At 33.5% G+C, this 1,626-nt stretch carries 1 protein-coding gene; it reads right to left on the bottom strand.

Going from position 1 to position 1,626, the window contains the following annotated elements; translation table 11 throughout:
* Positions 1–148: 148 nt before the first annotated feature.
* The coding region (locus I4Q58_RS15370; protein ID WP_236002959.1) for a hypothetical protein at positions 149–1,626 on the bottom strand (1,478 nt) is incomplete at its 5' end.

Genomic DNA, 1,626 nt, shown 5'->3' with positions numbered 1-1,626 from the left:
GCCAACGGTCTTGTATAACGTATCGTAACGTGGTCTGTGAATTTACAAATTTTTCAGATAGGGAAGAAGCTACATTGTTTTTGCGAAATTCAATTTACCTCCTTCAATCCACGTTATGGACGTTATACGTTGTTGGCAATAGTATATTCTAGAAATTAAATTTATCAAAGGTTAGCTTAAAATCCTTTTTCGGACTTCGAACAGTATTCACTCCATCAGGGGTGAAGTAACTTACTAACAATTCAGAACCAGATGAATTCAATTTTTTGAGGTAATCCATGTATGATTCATCATATATTGAAGAGAGCAAAGTGATTCTATCAACAATTAAATTTTCCATGTCCTTATTCTTTATTTCGAATAGGGAATATAAGCGGTTATACTTTCGTGATCTTTTATAGAAGGAATAATCTCTGAAATTTTTGTTTTTGATTAAATCGCCCGATGATTTATCGAAAAGATAAAAATCACAATAATCCTTTCCCTTTCTTGAGAATACTGTAACTCCAACAAATTTGGCTGAGGTATCGAGCCTTAAAAACCTATTGAAACTATTTAGATATTTAAGCTTTGTATCTTCCAGTATATGATAGCGTTCCCATACAATATTTCCATTCATATCGAATTTAGAAATCAGCAGGCCGGAATCACCCTTCGTTGCAACTCCAGCATATACGTAGTATGCCCTGTCATATTGATCAAAGGATATAGCGCCTTTTGAATCAGTTGTAGGTAATTGGTATGCAAGAATATTTTGGTCATATGGATTCGCTGTCATTCCATTTGGGGACCTATATGCCGAGAAAGAACTTCCTGCGTAATTTACCACGGCAAATTCATGTTCGGGATCCTGAACCTGAATACTTGTTTCAGTAGATTTGATAATCTTTCCCTCATAGTCATACAATGCGTTAATATAGGTTCTTGACTTGTCGTCAGTTTTAGCTATATATGAGAGGATAAAATTTTCCTCATCAAAATATAGAATTTTCGGACCTGTGGAATAAAAGTACATTTTGTCCGGAAACTCTAATTTAAAATACCTCTCTTCGAGGGTTTCCAAGTTCTTTTTAAATAGATATATCTCTATATCCCTGTATTTTCCATCCTTATAATTTTCCTTTCCTTTTTTTCTACTTATAGACACAAACTTTTCGTCCGTAAGAAATTTTATTTTTACAACATCTATTCTTTTATCTATGTTGTTGTAAAAGAATCTATTCGAAATTTCACCATCGATATCCTCTTCTGCAAAATTCTTAGATTCGCTATTGATTAGAAAGAATTGATCATCTTCTTCTATGATGCTGTTTTTACCGGTAGTTGAAACAAAGTCTAAATCAGATTTTCCAAACTTTGTCCCGCTGCTATATTGGTTTAAAAGATTCAGGTTATCATCATAGACAGTATATCTATAGTTGTTTTTCACTGTTTCGAGTAGATAAAAATTCCCACTTGGGAGGTAGTCGGAATCCTCAATTTCACAGCCCTCCAATAATTGATGGACGATTGAATTTTCTTGACTAAAGGCTGATGTAATCGTGATGATCACAACAGTTAATAATAGGACATACTTCTGCATTGCTAAAATATTGGTTAGTTGTTTGAATATATTATTGCCAACGG

Source organism: Luteirhabdus pelagi (genome assembly GCF_016827595.1).
Classification (GTDB): Bacteria; Bacteroidota; Bacteroidia; order Flavobacteriales; family Flavobacteriaceae; genus Luteirhabdus; species Luteirhabdus pelagi.
The sequence above is the reverse complement of the archived record's forward strand: the minus strand, read 5'-3'. Positions and strand labels throughout refer to the sequence as shown.